This window comes from Pseudomonas sp. WT-JTC (genome assembly GCF_056711565.1).
Map to the genome: position 1 here is coordinate 2,295,089 of NZ_CM160042.1, position 14,462 is coordinate 2,309,550.

The window sequence follows — 14,462 nt, forward strand, 5'->3', positions numbered from 1 at the left end:
TCATGGCGACTATCAAAGATGTGGCAGCCCTGGCGGGCATTTCCTACACCACGGTTTCCCATGTGGTGAACAAGACCCGCCCGGTCAGTAAAGAGGTGCGGATCAAGGTCGAGGCGGCGATCAAGACCCTCGACTACGTTCCCAGTGCCGTGGCCCGTTCACTCAAGGCCAAAACCACGGCGACCATCGGCCTGTTGGTCCCCAACAACCTCAACCCGTATTTCGCCGAACTGGCCAGGGGTATCGAGGATTACTGCGAGCGAAACGGTTACTGCGTCATCCTGTGCAACTCCGACGACAATCCGGACAAGCAGCGCAGCTACCTGCGTGTGCTGCTGGAAAAACGCATCGACGGCCTGATTGTCGCCTCGGCCGGCGGTGACATTGGCCTGGCGCAAGGCCTGAAAGGCGTGCGCACACCCATGGTGATCGTCGACCGTGGACTGGACGGTGTCGATGCGGACCTGGTGCGCATCGACCATGAATACGGCGCGTACCTGGCGACCAGGCACCTGCTGGAGTTGGGGCATCGGGATATCGCCACGATCAGCGGGCCGGAAAACACCAGTGTGGCGCAGATGCGTCTGGCGGGTTATTGCCGGGCCTTGAGAGAGGCGGGTGTCGAAGTCTCTCCCGGGCGCATGCTGGAAAGCGATTTCACCAGCACTGGCGGCTACAGCGCTGCCGCGGTTTTGCTGGAAAGCAATCCGCCTAGCGCCATTTTTGCCGCCAACGACATGATCGGCATCGGCGTACTGCGGGCCGCCGCCGAGCGCAATATCCGCGTACCAAGCGAGTTGTCGGTGATCGGCTTCGACGATATCCAGATGAGTCGGTATGTCTACCCGTCGTTGACCACGGTCGGGCAATCGATCCTGCAACTCGGCGAAATGGCCGCCGAAGTGCTGTTACGGCGCATCGCCACGCCGGACCTGGTGACCGATCAGCGGATCGTGACGCCGAGTATCGTCATGCGTGAATCGACTGCGCCGCTGGCCGGCGTGTTTGCCCAATTCCGTTGAAACAGAGAGCCGTTGAAAACAGAAAGCCGCTGACCCAACAGCGCCGCCGAAACAGAATCGATGAGTAGCAATGTATGCCAGCAAAAGTAGTGGTAATAGGCAGTTTGAACATGGACCTGGTGACCCGGGCGCCGCGCTTGCCCAAGGGCGGTGAAACATTGATTGGTCAGTCGTTTGCCACCGTCTCCGGCGGCAAGGGCGCCAATCAGGCCGTGGCTGCTGCGCGGCTGGGAGCCGAGGTGTCGATGATCGGGTGCGTGGGCAATGACGCGTATGGTGAGGCGCTGCGCGGTGCGCTGTTGGCTGAGCAGATCGATTGCCAGGCAGTCAGCACCGTTGACGGTTCCAGCGGCGTGGCGTTGATTGTGGTCGACGACAGCAGCCAGAACTCCATCGTGATCGTCCCCGGTGCCAACGGTGCATTGACCGCTGAAGCCATTGGCCGTTTTGATTCGGTGATTCAGGCGGCGGACGTGCTCATCTGTCAGCTGGAAGTGCCCGATGCGTCTGTTGGCCATGCGCTCAAGCGCGGCCGCGAGCTGGGCAAGACGGTTATCCTCAACCCGGCACCGGTCAGCCGTCCGCTGCCATCGGACTGGTACGCGTCTATCGATTACCTGATCCCCAACGAGAGCGAAGCGTCGGCCCTGAGCGGTCTTGCGGTCGACTCCCTGGAGGCAGCGCAAGCCGCAGCAACCCGGCTGATTGCCCTGGGCGCCGGCAAGGTGATCATCACTCTCGGTGCGCAAGGTTCGCTGTTTGCCGATGGCCAACGCTTCGAGCATTTCCCCGCGCCCGCCGTAAAGGCTGTCGATACCACCGCGGCGGGCGATACGTTCGTGGGCGGTTTTGCTGCGGCGCTGGCCGCGGGTAAAGACGAGGCGCAGGCGATCCGCTTCGGACAGGTGGCCGCAGCGCTGTCGGTCACCCGTGCCGGTGCACAACCTTCGATTCCCGCCTTGAGCGAAGTGCAGGCGTTTAAAACACCATGAAAAAGACCCCACTGCTTAACATTGCGCTGTCGCGGCTGATCGCCTCATTGGGGCATGGCGACAGGGTCGTCATCGGGGATGCAGGGCTGCCGGTTCCTCCAGGCGTTGAATTGATCGACCTGGCCTTGACCCATGGCATTCCGGATTTTGTCAGCACCTTGAAGGTGGTGCTCAGTGAGATGCAGGTTGAAAGCCATGTGCTGGCTCAGGAAATCTTCGATAAAAAGCCGACGACCCTTGTCGCACTGGATGAGCTGGACGGCGAAGGTGCGCTGGGTCGGCGCGAGGTGCTCACCCATGAACAGTTCAAGGTCCTGAGCCGACAAGCGAGAGCGATTGTTCGTACCGGCGAGTGCCAGCCGTACTGCAACATTGTGCTGGTCGCTGGCGTAACATTTTGACTGACGGCCCGCGTTTTGATTTTCCCGGCGCAAGGAGTGCGCCACGTATCGCCATGTTCGGAAACTGCACCCACTGCTCCGGAGTCTTCCGCTTTTGTCCCTGATGACCGCAACGAACGCCCAGGCGGCGCAAAAGATCGACTTGATCATCGACACCGATCCAGGGGCCGACGATGTCGTTGCCTTGTTGTTCGCCCTGGCATCGCCGGACGAGCTGAATGTTCGGGCATTGACCACCGTTGCGGGCAACGTTCGCCTGGACAAGACCTCGCGCAATGCGCGATTGGCCCTGGAGTGGGCGGGGCGCGAAGAGGTGCCGGTCTATGCGGGGGCACCCAGGCCCCTGATGCGTGCACCCGTCTACGCCGAGGACATTCATGGCAAGGAAGGGTTGTCGGGCATTGCCGTGCATGAGCCCAGGCAGGAGCTGGCCAAGGGCAGCGCCATCACTTATCTGATTGAGACCCTTAAATCGGCCAGGCCCCACAGCATCACTATCGCCATGCTTGGGCCGCAGACCAATCTGGCCCTGGCGCTGATCCAGGAGCCGGGAATTGTCCAGGGCATCAAGGAAGTGGTGGTCATGGGCGGTGCGCACTTCAATGGCGGCAACATCACGCCGGTGGCCGAGTTCAACCTGTTCGCCGATCCGCACGCCGCCGAAGTGGTGCTCAACAGTGGCGTGAAGCTGACCTACCTGCCGCTGGACGTGACCCACAAGATCCTCACCAGCGAAGCGCGCCTGAAACAGATTGCCGCGCTTAATAACAACGCCAGCCGATTGGTGGGCGACATTCTCAATGAATACATCAAGGGCGACATGGAGCACTACGGCATTCCGGGCGGTCCGGTGCATGACGCCACGGTTGTCGCTTACCTGCTCAAGCCGCAATTGTTCAGCGGTCGCTCGGTCAACGTGGTGGTCGACAGCCGCGAAGGACCGACCTTCGGGCAAACCATCGTTGACTGGTATGACGGCTTGAAAGCGCCAAGGAATGCCTTCTGGGTTGAAAATGGCGATGCCCAGGGCTTTTTCGACCTGCTGGTCGAGCGTCTGGCCCGCCTGAAATAGGCAGCATATCCCGCAGGTGCCCGCTTGCGGGTTTCACTCCCGCCCGCTGACAGCTCAGGCCTTCTGGGCCGACCGGTGTTTCTCGAAAATCTGCTCGATGAACGATTGGGCGGCTTCGGTTCCAAGGTCCCTGACCAATAGGTCGATACCGATAATGGCAAGCTCTTCCGTGCTGCTTGGACTGTAGGAGCTGTGGCCGTCCTGCCACTTGGCCTTGATGTCAGCGTCGATGCTTACGGTGGTCATGTTGGCACTCGTGAAGTCGGGGAGAAGTCTGAGTGCCGAGTTAACCATTTCGCGGGGCTTTTGACACGCCGACTTAGGCAGGAAAGGAGTGCTATGCGACACTTGGTCTTTGATCAATATTCAAGGAATGCGCTGTGCAGATCGATCTGAACTCTCCAGATGGCCTGACCCTTGAGGCTGTGCGTCAGTTGCTGGCCAGCGCCAGTGACGATGAGCACACTCAGTTGCGGGTCACCAAGGGAGGCATTGCCTACATCTCCTCGGGCGTCGTGGGCGGTACCGATATCGACGGGCTGTTGTTTCGTCTCGAAACCTGGGCCAAGGGCTCCGGTTATGTCGGGCGGGTCGCGGCCAGCGATGAAGTCTGGGTCATGCAAATCTTCAACGCCTTGAAAGCAAACTGGCCCAATCCGCCTTACGACTATATCGACGTCTATTGAGCGTCGTTCATATTCAGTCACGATTCAGTGATCAAGGGGAGGGCGCTGCTCAGGCAAAATCGCGGCTCGTCCGGATTGCAGGCAGGGTGCTGGCACTGCCTGTGAAACCAAACGCCAGTCTGGTGGTCGCACGATCTCAGCATAATCTTTGAAAAAAGGAGGCTTCATGCCTTGGAAGCTCGCGTCATTGGGTACTTTGTTGGCCGTTGCCACGCTGGCCGGTTGCAGTACCGCCTCTACGGAGTCGGCAACAACTGATGTTGCGACGACTGACACGGGTCACAGCCGTTGTGAAGCGAAGGCTGCCGAGTTCACCATCGGCAAGCAGGCATCGCCGCAGTTGCTTGAGCAGGCGCGTACCCGCGCAGGGGCACAAAACGCACGGTTCCTGCTGCCAACCGACATGGTGACGCTGGAGTACCGTTCCGATCGCCTGAACCTGAACACCGATGCCAACAGGGTGGTCACCCGCGTCAACTGCGGCTGATCCTTCGGCTTTTGTTTCACCCATAAAAAACCCCGTCACATGGACGGGGTTTTTTTAGTGCGCCTGGAAATTACTCTGGGCGAACTTGAGCAGCTTGCATACCCTTTTGGCCTTTCTCAGCCACGAAGGAAACGGTCTGGCCTTCTTTCAGGCTTTTGAAACCGTCGCTTTCGATAGCTTTGAAGTGTACGAACAGGTCGTCACCGCCACCTTGAGGAGTGATGAAGCCGAAGCCTTTTTCATCGTTGAACCATTTAACGGTGCCGGTTTGGCGATTAGACATGGTGTATCTCCAAGAAACATATATTTTCAGTAGTACTGTGCTGCTCAGGCCAACTGGGCACACCCGAGTATCATAGTCGAAATGTTCGCTTTGGGACCCCCCCAGACGTGTTGTTTGCTTTCATATTGCACGTCTTTCACTGTCGTGAATGGCTGAGAGCCCCGGTTTCAGGGGGTTTGCGCTACAAAATAGGGGAGTAAAAAAACCCGTAAAAGCTGCGTAAATTATGCAAATCAGCCGATATTTGGCTGTATTGGCCCCCTGGACTCCTCAAAAACGTCCTGCAAAGCTCTATTTCTGGACTCTGCACACCGAAATTTCTTTCAGGGCGCGCTGGCCCAGATCAGCGCTTGGCGGGTTGTTTTTGTCCATCAGTTGCGCGATCTCTTGTGTGGTGAATTTCTTTTCCAGCACGTCGGCGCCGCATGCGCAGTGTTTCTTTGCTTCGGCCGGATTAATGCTTTGGCTTGCGGCTTTTGTGCAGTCGCCCATGTACTGCGCTTTCACGCCTGCTGGCCAAGCGGCGTGGGCGCTCAGCGGCAACAGCAGGGCAAGTGGGGCGGCAACGGCAAAAAGACGGGTAAGGCGCATGACATGAACTCCTTGGGATCGGTATCTGTGGCGATTCTCAGTCAATTTGAGGCGACTCGTACATCTCAAGTTCACTCTGCGTCATAAGAGTGAGTAAATCTTCACGGTCTGAATGCGTGCAAGTCGATAACCGTTCATCTGTGCTAGCATGCCTCGCTCGGGCGTTTGCAGGCTCCGACGGACCTTCAGTCCCGGTAGCGGCAGATGCGCGATTAACCCTGATTTGAATCCCAGTCACTCTGGTTCGGTTTTCCGGTTGGCCGCAAGGCTCCTGCCGCTGTAAGGCAGGCGTTCGTCATTGAATGGCCTGGACCGGATCTTGTACTGGCTCATCCCAACCCACGTGACCTTTGGTAGGGGTCACCACTAGGAGAGGAGGCGCCATGCCAACTATTACTCTTCCCGACGGCAGTCAACGTTCATTCGATCACCCGGTTTCCGTAGCCGAGGTCGCCGCATCCATCGGTGCAGGCCTGGCCAAGGCCACCGTCGCCGGCAAGGTCAATGGCAAGCTGGTCGACGCCAGCGACATCATCGACAGCGACGCGTCGCTGCAAATCATCACGCCAAAGGATGAAGAGGGGCTGGAGATCATTCGCCACTCTTGCGCCCACCTGGTTGGCCACGCGGTCAAGCAGTTGTACCCGACCGCCAAAATGGTCATCGGTCCGGTCATCGACGAAGGTTTCTATTACGACATTGCCTTCGAACGTCCTTTCACCCCGGACGACCTGGCGGCCATCGAACAGCGCATGCAGCAGCTGATCGAGAAAGATTACGACGTGATCAAGAAAGTCACTCCGCGCGCCGAAGTGATCGAAGTGTTCCAGGCCCGTGGCGAAGACTACAAGTTGCGCCTGGTCGAGGACATGCCGAACGAGCAGGCCATGGGTCTGTACTATCACGAAGAATACGTCGACATGTGCCGCGGTCCGCACGTGCCGAACACTCGCTTCCTGAAATCCTTCAAGCTGACCAAACTGTCCGGCGCCTACTGGCGCGGCGATGCCAAGAACGAGCAATTGCAACGCGTCTACGGCACCGCTTGGGCGGACAAGAAGCAACTGGCGGCTTACATCCAGCGCATTGAAGAAGCCGAAAAACGCGATCACCGCAAGATCGGCAAGCGCCTGGGCCTGTTCCACACCCAGGAAGAGTCGCCGGGCATGGTGTTCTGGCACCCCAATGGCTGGACTTTGTACCAGGTTCTCGAACAGTACATGCGCAAGGTTCAGCGCGACAACGGCTATCTCGAGATCAAGACGCCGCAAGTCGTTGACCGCAGCCTGTGGGAGAAATCCGGGCACTGGGCCAACTACGCCGACAACATGTTCACCACGCAGTCGGAAAACCGCGACTACGCGATCAAGCCAATGAACTGCCCTTGCCACGTGCAGGTGTTCAACCAGGGCCTGAAAAGCTACCGCGAGTTGCCGATGCGCCTGGCCGAGTTCGGTGCCTGCCACCGTAACGAGCCATCGGGTGCCTTGCACGGCATCATGCGCGTGCGTGCATTCACTCAAGACGACGCCCACATCTTCTGCACAGAAGAGCAGATGCAGGCCGAGTCCGCTGCGTTCATCAAGCTGACCATGGACGTCTACGCCGACTTCGGCTTTAAAGAAGTCGAAATGAAACTGTCCACTCGTCCGGAAAAACGCGTCGGTTCCGATGAGCTTTGGGATCGCGCCGAAGCGGCATTGGCTGCAGCCCTTGATAGCGCGGGCCTGCCGTACGATCTGCAGCCGGGCGAGGGTGCGTTCTACGGTCCGAAGATCGAGTTCTCGCTGAAAGATTGCCTCGGTCGCGTCTGGCAGTGTGGTACCCTGCAGCTCGATTTTAACCTGCCTGTCCGTCTGGGAGCCGAATACGTCTCCGAAGATAACAGCCGCAAGCACCCGGTCATGCTGCACCGGGCGATCCTGGGGTCTTTCGAGCGTTTCGTCGGAATTCTGATCGAGAACTACGAGGGCGCATTCCCGGCGTGGCTGGCTCCGACCCAGGCAGTGGTGATGAACATCACTGATAAACAGGCAGATTTTGCCGCCGAAGTCGAAAAAACTCTCAACGAAAGCGGGTTTCGTGCCAAGTCCGACTTGAGAAATGAAAAGATCGGCTTTAAAATCCGCGAGCATACTTTGCTCAAGGTTCCTTATCTCTTGGTTATCGGAGATCGGGAAGTCGAGATGCAGACTGTCGCTGTGCGTACTCGTGAAGGTGCTGACCTGGGCTCGATGCCCGTCGCCCAGTTCGCTGAGTTCCTCGCCCAAGCGGTTTCCCGGCGTGGTCGCCAAGATTCGGAGTAATTATTATTAAGCGTGAAATGAGACAAGATAAACGAACTGCACCGAAAGCCCCGATCAACGAGAATATCTCGGCACGCGAGGTTCGGTTAATTGGGGCTGAAGGTGAACAGCTCGGGATTGTGTCAATCGAAGACGCGCTTCTTAAGGCTGAAGAGGCCAAGCTGGATCTGGTGGAGATTTCCGCCGATGCAGTACCACCTGTTTGCAAACTGATGGACTACGGCAAATCGATCTTCGAAAAGAAGAAGCAGATTGCTGCGGCCAAGAAAAACCAGAAGCAGATTCAGGTTAAAGAAATCAAGTTTCGTCCAGGGACGGAGGAAGGGGATTACCAGGTAAAACTGCGCAACCTGGTACGTTTCCTGAGTGACGGGGACAGGGCCAAGGTATCCTTGCGATTCCGCGGCCGTGAGATGGCCCACCAGGAGCTGGGGATGGAACTCCTCAAGCGAGTTGAAGGTGACTTGCTCGAGTACGGTTCGGTCGAACAGCATCCTAAGATGGAAGGACGCCAGCTGATCATGGTCATCGCCCCGAAAAAGAAGAAGTAATCAACAGGGCACGGCAGGCCTTCTGATTATGTTTATCAACTGAATGCGGAGTATCCGAACATGCCAAAAATGAAGACCAAAAGTGGTGCTGCTAAGCGGTTTCTGAAAACTGCTAACGGTATCAAGCACAAGCACGCTTTCAAGAGCCACATCCTGACCAAAATGTCGACCAAGCGTAAGCGTCAACTGCGCGGTAGCAGCTTGCTGCATCCGTCTGACGTGGCAAAAGTCGAGCGCATGCTGCGCCTTCGTTAATTTTAGTCAAGAATAGAGGAAGTAACTCATGGCTCGTGTAAAGCGTGGCGTCATTGCCCGTAAACGTCACAAAAAAATTCTGAAACTTGCTAAAGGCTACTACGGCGCTCGCTCGCGCGTATTCCGTGTTGCCAAGCAAGCGGTAATCAAGGCAGGCCAATACGCCTACCGTGACCGTCGTCAGAAAAAACGTCAGTTCCGCGCTCTGTGGATCGCTCGTATCAACGCTGGTGCTCGTATCAACGGTCTGTCCTACAGCCGTTTCATCGCCGGCCTGAAAAAAGCGTCCATCGAGATCGACCGTAAGGTTCTGGCTGATCTGGCAGTGAACGAAAAAGCGGCGTTTGCTGCGATTGTCGAGAAAGCTAAAGCCACCTTGGCTTAAGTACCCCCGACAGTCACCCGGCCTCGCATCTGTGGGGTCAGGTGTTAAACGTCATAAATAGGGGAAGAGCCTTCAAGCTCTTCCCCTATTTTGTATCTGGAGTCTGTACATGGAAAACCTGGATGCGCTCGTCTCTCAAGCTCTAGAGGCTGTGCAAAGCGCTGAAGATATCAATGCCCTGGAGCAAATCCGGGTTCACTACCTTGGCAAGAAGGGTGAATTGACTCAGGTGATGAAGACCCTGGGGAATTTGCCGGCAGAGGAGCGTCCGCAGGTCGGTGCTCTGATCAACGTTGCCAAGGAACGTGTCACAGAGGTCCTTAATGCGCGCAAGGCATTGTTTGAAGAAGCCGACCTGGCTGCCAAACTCTCTGCCGAGTCCATTGACGTGACCCTGCCTGGCCGCGGTCAGACCTCCGGTGGTCTGCATCCGGTCACCCGCACTCTGGAACGCGTCGAACAGTTCTTCACCCGTATTGGCTACGGCATCGCCGAAGGCCCTGAGGTCGAAGACGATTATCACAACTTCGAAGCGCTCAACATCCCAGGCCATCACCCGGCCCGGTCGATGCATGACACCTTCTATTTCAATGCGAACATGTTGTTGCGCACCCATACCTCGCCGGTACAGGTCCGCACCATGGAGTCGAAACAGCCGCCGATCCGCATCGTCTGCCCAGGCCGCGTATACCGTAGCGACTCCGATATCACCCACTCGCCGATGTTCCACCAGGTCGAAGGCCTGCTGGTCGATCGCGACATCAATTTCGCCGACCTCAAAGGCACCATCGAAGAGTTCCTGCGGGTGTTCTTCGAAAAAGAACTGGCCGTGCGTTTCCGTCCTTCGTACTTCCCGTTCACCGAGCCATCCGCTGAAGTCGACATGGAATGCGTGATGTGCAGCGGTAAAGGCTGCCGCGTCTGCAAGCAGACTGGCTGGCTGGAAGTGATGGGCTGCGGCATGGTTCACCCGAACGTGCTGCGCATGTCCGGTATCGACCCGGAAGAGTTCTCGGGCTTTGCCTTCGGCATGGGCGTTGAGCGTCTGGCCATGCTGCGTTACGGCGTGAACGACTTGCGTCTGTTCTTCGACAACGACTTGCGGTTCCTTGCGCAATTTCGCTAGTCGTAACGAATTCTTAGGAGAGCAGGATGAAATTCAGTGAACAATGGCTGCGTGGCTGGGTTAGCCCGCAGGTAAGTCGCGACGAGCTGGTTGCTCGTCTGTCGATGGCCGGTCTTGAGGTCGATAGCGTTACGCCGGCCGCCGGTGTTTTCAGCGGCGTGGTCGTTGGCGAGGTGTTGAGCACCGAGCAGCACCCGGACGCCGACAAGCTGCGCGTGTGCCAGGTCAGCAACGGTTCGGAAACCTTCCAGGTTGTTTGCGGTGCGCCAAACGTGCGCCCGGGCCTGAAGATTCCTTTCGCCATGATCGGCGCCGAGCTGCCAGACGACTTCAAGATCAAGAAGGCCAAGCTGCGTGGCGTTGAATCCAACGGCATGCTGTGCTCGCAAACCGAGCTGCAGGTTGGTGAAGGCAATGACGGTCTGATGGAACTGCCGGCCGATGCGCCGGTGGGTGAGGATTTCCGTGTTTACCTGGATCTGGAAGACGCCAGCATCGAGGTCGATCTGACCCCGAACCGTGGTGACTGCCTGTCCCTGGCGGGTCTGGCGCGTGAAGTCGGTGCACTGTACGCAGCGCCGGTAGTCCGTCCGGTGGTGGCTCCGGTTCCTGCCGCGCACGACGAAGTGCGCTCGGTAGAAGTGCTGGCGCCCGCCGCGTGCCCGCGTTACCTGGGTCGTGTGATTCGTAACGTCGACCTGTCCCGGCCTACGCCGCTGTGGATGGTTGAGCGCCTGCGTCGCGCCGAAGTGCGCAGCATCGACGCCGCCGTCGACATCACCAACTACGTGATGCTGGAACTGGGTCAGCCGCTGCACGCTTTCGATCTCGCCGAAATCAACGGTGGCATCCGTGTGCGCATGGCCGAAGAAGGCGAGAAGCTGGTATTGCTCGACGGTCAGGAAGTCAGCCTGCGTAGCGATACGCTGGTGATTGCCGACCATTCCCGCGCTCTGGCGATTGCCGGTGTCATGGGGGGCGAGCACAGCGGTGTGTCCGCGACCACGCGCGATGTATTCCTGGAAAGCGCGTTCTTCGACCAGATCGCCGTCGCTGGCAAGGCTCGTTCCTATGGCCTGCACACCGACGCCTCGCATCGCTACGAGCGTGGCGTGGACTGGAAGCTGGCCCGTGAAGCCATGGAGCGCGCCACTGGCCTGCTGCTGGAAATCACCGGTGGCGAAGCGGGCCCGATTGTCGAAACCGTCAGCGAACAACACTTACCGTCGATCGCGCCGATCACCCTGCGCGCCCAACGCATCACCCAGATGCTGGGCATGGAAATGGATTCGACCGAAGTCGAGCGTCTGCTCGGTGCTTTGGGCCTGACCATTACTGCCGATGGGGCAGGGCAGTGGCGCGTTGAAGTGCCAAGCTTCCGTTTTGATATCAGCCTGGAAGTCGACCTGATCGAAGAGCTGGCCCGTCTGTACGGTTACAATCGTCTGCCGGTTCGCTACCCGCAAGCCCGTCTGGCGCCACAAGCCAAGGCCGAAGCGCGCAGCGATCTGCCTGAACTGCGCCGCCTGCTGGTTGCCCGTGGATATCAGGAAGCAATTACCTACAGCTTCATCGATCCGAAACAGTTCGAGCTGTTTAATCCAGGGGTGGAGCCATTGCTGCTCGCCAACCCGATTTCCAACGACATGGCGGCCATGCGTTCGTCCCTGTGGCCGGGTCTGGTCAAGGCGCTTCAGCACAACCTGAACCGCCAGCAGGATCGCGTGCGTCTGTTCGAAAGCGGCCTGCGTTTCGTTGGCCAGCTCGAAGGCCTGAAGCAAGAGCCGATGTTGGCGGGTGTTGTCTGCGGTAGCCGCCTGCCGGAAGGCTGGGCGCAGGGTCGCGATACCGTCGACTTCTTCGACGTCAAGGCCGATGTCGAAGCAGTTCTGGGTTTTGCCGGTGCGCTGGATTCCTTCACTTTCGTACCGGGCAAGCACCCGGCGTTGCACCCGGGTCAAACCGCGCGCATCGAGCGTGAAGGTCGTCTGGTCGGCTTCATTGGCGCTATCCATCCTGAATTGTCGAAAAACCTCGGTCTCGACCGTCCGGTCTTCGTCTTCGAGCTGGTTCTGGCGGAAGTGGCGCTGGGCAAGATGCCTGAATTCCACGAGTTATCGCGCTTTCCTGAAGTGCGTCGTGACCTTGCACTGATTGCACACAAAGACGTCGCAGCCACGGCTGTGCTGGATGTAATCCGTGAAAATGCAGGCGAATGGCTGACAGACCTCAGGCTATTTGACGTGTATCAGGGTAAAGGTATTGATCCTGATAGAAAAAGCCTCGCAGTCGGCTTGACCTGGCAGCATCCATCGCGCACTCTTAATGACGATGAGGTGAATACCGCAACGCAAAACATCCTCACCTCGCTCGAACAAAGGTTGAACGCCACGTTAAGGAAGTGACGTATGGGGGCTCTGACGAAAGCTGAGATGGCGGAACGTCTGTATGAAGAGCTGGGCCTGAACAAACGGGAGGCCAAGGAATTGGTCGAACTGTTTTTTGAAGAAATCAGGCACGCGCTCGAAGACAACGAACAAGTCAAATTGTCCGGATTCGGCAATTTCGACCTTCGGGACAAACGCCAGCGGCCTGGCCGCAATCCGAAAACGGGGGAAGAAATCCCGATCACGGCTCGCCGTGTGGTCACCTTTCGTCCAGGGCAGAAGTTGAAGGCCCGAGTTGAGGCTTATGCTGGAACCAAGTCATAACGACGAGCTCCCCGTCATCCCGGGCAAACGCTACTTCACCATTGGTGAAGTCAGCGAGCTGTGTGCGGTCAAACCACACGTGCTGCGCTACTGGGAGCAGGAGTTTCCTCAGCTCAACCCTGTCAAACGCCGCGGAAACCGCCGGTATTATCAGCGCCAGGACGTGCTGATGATCCGGCAGATCCGCGCGCTTCTTTATGATCAGGGGTTCACCATCGGCGGAGCGCGTCTGCGTTTGTCCGGCGATGAAGCCAAAGACGACACCACCCAATACAAACAAATGATCCGCCAGATGATCGCCGAGCTCGAAGATGTTCTGGTGGTGCTCAAGAAATAAATTCCTGCTTTTAAATACTTCCAGTTTTCAAAAGCTTGCGATATATTCTTAAGCGTTCCTCGAGATGAGGGACAGGTTTCACGCCTAGTCGGGGCGTAGCGCAGTCCGGTAGCGCACTAGCATGGGGTGCTAGGGGTCGAGTGTTCGAATCACTCCGTCCCGACCATATTTCGTAAGGGGATCAAGTGCTTAGGTGCTTGGTCCCCTTTCTCGTTTCAGGCTGGCGAAAAACCCGCGCAAAACTAGCCGGTGATTTCGCTGATGTTCAGGTCGGGAATTGCCTCTGGCTAGACGATTTCCGCGTGGTCCCGCTGGTAGTTCTTGGTCATTCCTTCGCTCGCATGTCTCGCGATTTTCTACCCGTCCTTTCCGGCTTTCTTGTACAGGTACAGCGACAGCGCTCGCACTTCGTGGAAGCCCGGCATCTCCTCTTCCTTCCATTACTTGTCGCATTCCGTCGCTTCCCGAGCGTCTTTGAACGCCCGGGTCAAATATCTTTCTTCAGCCTTCGTCCAGAGGTCCTTGGTCTGTGCCTGTTTCTGTTTGTGTTTCAGGCGATCAGGTTTGCGGTTTGCCAGATAAGGTGAGGCGATATCGTCGCGGCATTTACTGATGACAGCCTGCAACTCTGCAGCGGGGAGGCCAAATGAAAAAGCCCGATACGAGGCCGGGCTATGTGAGAGTAGAGCTTCAATAGACAATAGCTAAAGTGTGAATCCGCCGAAAAGGCGTCACTCAGCACAAGCTCCCGGGTCTTTATAGGCTTCGCACCAAACGGGTTTCAGTAAGGCTTGGCACTGGGCATCATACTTATCTCTGAAGTTTGCAACATTTTCGGAGGTCATTTTCCCAGGCATTTCTTTGCCAAGATCCACCATTTTCTGCGCAATGCGTTCCTGGACCTCAGGAGTATCTCCGGCATGCTTTAGAAATGCGTAAAAGGCTCGTGAGGACTGTTTGCGACTGATATCTGGTTGGTCACCAGCTACTGACAGTATTTCGTAGTAAGCCGCGCAGTGAATCCCCTTCTCATTTGAAGCATTGGCCAGGGCTATAGACGAGGCGCTGCAGCAGAGGACAGCAAGTAGCCAAGAACTTCTGATCATTACCTTCTTCCATAAAATATGTTGAGCAAAGTATGCAGTCGCAGTATCGGCGAGAAGGTGAGGGGCTTGAGTGCGGGAGGGGGGCAGTCAAAAAAGACCCTGCACCTGTGGGTGTTAAGTCTGTTGAATGTTGTGTCGGGCGGATGTGTCT

Annotated in this window: 18 protein-coding genes, 1 tRNA gene and 1 pseudogene; 15 read left to right on the plus strand and 5 right to left on the minus strand. The window is 57.4% G+C overall.

What is annotated here, in order from left to right:
* The first annotated feature begins 2 nt into the window (after positions 1-2).
* The 4 genes from AC06G5_RS10480 to AC06G5_RS10495 all read left to right on the plus strand — a co-directional run bounded on the left by AC06G5_RS10480 (position 3) and on the right by AC06G5_RS10495 (position 3,487).
* Positions 3-1,022 carry a LacI family DNA-binding transcriptional regulator gene (locus tag AC06G5_RS10480; protein ID WP_413422217.1) on the plus strand — a complete coding sequence of 340 codons (1,020 nt, stop codon included), beginning with the start codon at positions 3-5 and terminating at the stop codon, positions 1,020-1,022.
* Between the two features lie 74 nt (positions 1,023-1,096).
* Positions 1,097-2,014, plus strand: coding sequence for a ribokinase (gene rbsK, locus AC06G5_RS10485; RefSeq protein WP_413422215.1), 918 nt, complete (start codon positions 1,097-1,099; stop codon positions 2,012-2,014).
* Positions 2,011-2,415, plus strand: a complete 405-nt coding sequence (gene rbsD, locus AC06G5_RS10490; protein WP_413422213.1) for a D-ribose pyranase — start codon at positions 2,011-2,013, stop codon at positions 2,413-2,415. Before rbsK ends, rbsD begins: the two co-directional genes overlap by 4 nt.
* Before the next feature lie 103 nt (positions 2,416-2,518).
* Positions 2,519-3,487: a nucleoside hydrolase gene (locus AC06G5_RS10495; protein ID WP_413422260.1), complete on the plus strand. Its 969-nt coding sequence runs from the start codon at positions 2,519-2,521 to the stop codon at positions 3,485-3,487.
* 54 nt (positions 3,488-3,541) lie between these two features.
* Here the strand turns inward: AC06G5_RS10495 and AC06G5_RS10500 are convergent, their stop codons facing one another.
* On the minus strand, positions 3,542-3,733 hold the full coding sequence (locus AC06G5_RS10500; protein WP_057396101.1) for a hypothetical protein: 192 nt from the start codon (positions 3,731-3,733) through the stop codon (positions 3,542-3,544).
* A gap of 134 nt (positions 3,734-3,867) precedes the next feature.
* Here AC06G5_RS10500 and AC06G5_RS10505 point away from each other — a divergent pair, with 134 nt between their 5' ends.
* Together AC06G5_RS10505 and AC06G5_RS10510 are read left to right on the plus strand one after the other, a co-directional pair.
* Entirely contained in the window at positions 3,868-4,173 is a 306-nt protein-coding gene (locus AC06G5_RS10505; protein ID WP_413422210.1) for a hypothetical protein, read from the plus strand.
* Between the two features lie 166 nt (positions 4,174-4,339).
* Entirely contained in the window at positions 4,340-4,660 is a 321-nt protein-coding gene (locus tag AC06G5_RS10510; RefSeq protein ID WP_057396100.1) for an I78 family peptidase inhibitor, read from the plus strand.
* Positions 4,661-4,730: 70 nt separating this feature from the next.
* On the opposite strand, the gene AC06G5_RS10515 is transcribed toward AC06G5_RS10510, so the two are convergent.
* Positions 4,731-4,943, minus strand: a complete 213-nt coding sequence (locus AC06G5_RS10515; protein WP_003179963.1) for a cold-shock protein — start codon at positions 4,941-4,943, stop codon at positions 4,731-4,733.
* A 291-nt stretch (positions 4,944-5,234) separates the two neighbouring features.
* Complete coding sequence (locus AC06G5_RS10520) at positions 5,235-5,534, minus strand: hypothetical protein (RefSeq protein ID WP_413422208.1); 300 nt, start codon at positions 5,532-5,534, stop codon at positions 5,235-5,237.
* A 383-nt stretch (positions 5,535-5,917) separates the two neighbouring features.
* On the opposite strand from AC06G5_RS10520, the gene thrS reads away from it, so the two are divergent.
* The 9 genes from thrS (at position 5,918) to AC06G5_RS10565 (ending at position 13,371) form a co-directional block, all read left to right on the plus strand.
* Positions 5,918-7,840 (plus strand): threonine--tRNA ligase, encoded by a 1,923-nt coding sequence (gene thrS / locus AC06G5_RS10525; protein ID WP_413705290.1) that lies wholly within the window; start codon positions 5,918-5,920, stop codon positions 7,838-7,840.
* Positions 7,840-8,391 carry a translation initiation factor IF-3 gene (infC, locus tag AC06G5_RS10530; RefSeq protein ID WP_172435703.1) on the plus strand — a complete coding sequence of 184 codons (552 nt, stop codon included), beginning with the start codon at positions 7,840-7,842 and terminating at the stop codon, positions 8,389-8,391. The genes thrS and infC overlap by 1 nt, the downstream gene beginning before the upstream one ends.
* 60 nt (positions 8,392-8,451) lie before the next feature.
* Positions 8,452-8,646, plus strand: coding sequence for a 50S ribosomal protein L35 (gene rpmI / locus AC06G5_RS10535; RefSeq protein ID WP_002553160.1), 195 nt, complete (start codon positions 8,452-8,454; stop codon positions 8,644-8,646).
* A 28-nt stretch (positions 8,647-8,674) separates the two neighbouring features.
* Positions 8,675-9,031 carry a 50S ribosomal protein L20 gene (gene rplT / locus AC06G5_RS10540; protein WP_007905879.1) on the plus strand — a complete coding sequence of 119 codons (357 nt, stop codon included), beginning with the start codon at positions 8,675-8,677 and terminating at the stop codon, positions 9,029-9,031.
* A gap of 109 nt (positions 9,032-9,140) precedes the next feature.
* Positions 9,141-10,157, plus strand: a complete 1,017-nt coding sequence (gene pheS, locus AC06G5_RS10545) for a phenylalanine--tRNA ligase subunit alpha (RefSeq protein ID WP_007992477.1) — start codon at positions 9,141-9,143, stop codon at positions 10,155-10,157.
* A gap of 26 nt (positions 10,158-10,183) precedes the next feature.
* A complete protein-coding gene (gene pheT / locus AC06G5_RS10550) occupies positions 10,184-12,562 on the plus strand; it encodes a phenylalanine--tRNA ligase subunit beta (RefSeq protein WP_480459414.1) in 2,379 nt (792 codons plus the stop codon).
* A 3-nt stretch (positions 12,563-12,565) separates the two neighbouring features.
* Positions 12,566-12,868, plus strand: coding sequence for an integration host factor subunit alpha (gene ihfA, locus AC06G5_RS10555; protein WP_002553164.1), 303 nt, complete (start codon positions 12,566-12,568; stop codon positions 12,866-12,868).
* The gene (locus tag AC06G5_RS10560) at positions 12,849-13,205 is read left to right on the plus strand and encodes a MerR family transcriptional regulator (RefSeq protein ID WP_003179985.1); all 357 of its coding nucleotides are present in this window, start codon (positions 12,849-12,851) and stop codon (positions 13,203-13,205) included. Before ihfA ends, AC06G5_RS10560 begins: the two co-directional genes overlap by 20 nt.
* Positions 13,206-13,294: 89 nt before the next feature.
* Positions 13,295-13,371, plus strand: a tRNA-Pro gene (locus tag AC06G5_RS10565).
* Between the two features lie 121 nt (positions 13,372-13,492).
* On the opposite strand, the pseudogene AC06G5_RS10570 reads toward AC06G5_RS10565, so the two are convergent.
* Both AC06G5_RS10570 and AC06G5_RS10575 read right to left on the minus strand, forming a co-directional pair.
* Positions 13,493-13,834 (minus strand): annotated as a pseudogene (locus AC06G5_RS10570) (site-specific integrase); the annotation flags it as partial.
* Between the two features lie 102 nt (positions 13,835-13,936).
* Positions 13,937-14,311, minus strand: coding sequence for a hypothetical protein (locus tag AC06G5_RS10575; protein ID WP_413421253.1), 375 nt, complete (start codon positions 14,309-14,311; stop codon positions 13,937-13,939).
* Between the last annotated feature and the right edge of the window lie 151 nt (positions 14,312-14,462).